Raw genomic sequence first — 377 nt, 5'->3', positions numbered from 1 at the left:
CTGAAGCCCAGTAGCTCGCGGCTGAGCATTAAAGGGAGCCATGCGCCTCACGCAACATTTTCTGCTCTGGCTGACGAATCGTCGTAGAAAGCGCCAATGACAGAATCAGCAGGGCGAAAATCACGTAGAAGGTCACATAGAAGCCGCCAAACAGTGAGGCGATAATCGAACCACAAATGCTACCGATACCGAAACCGAGATAAATCACACCGTATTTTTTCGCCAGGTTATTGAGGCCAAAGAACTCACTGACCAGTGACGGAAAGACGTTAATAGTGCCGCCAAATTTAAATGCCACGCAGGCAATCGCTGCAAAGAACGTCACTGCATTCAATGGTGCAAACAGCAGGGCCGCCATACCCACCAGCGATATCACC

The 377-nt window shown here is 50.4% G+C and carries 1 pseudogene; it reads right to left on the bottom strand.

From position 1 onward, the window contains the following. Positions 1 to 28 precede the first annotated feature (28 nt). Positions 29 to 377: pseudogene (locus FH08_RS0134160) on the bottom strand (hypothetical protein); the annotation flags it as partial.

Source organism: Caballeronia sordidicola (assembly GCF_000729995.1).
In the GTDB taxonomy this organism is placed as follows: domain Bacteria; phylum Pseudomonadota; class Gammaproteobacteria; order Burkholderiales; family Burkholderiaceae; genus Caballeronia; species Caballeronia sordidicola_A.
Note: the sequence above shows the minus strand (reverse complement) of the source record. Positions and strands in the feature narration are given on the sequence as shown.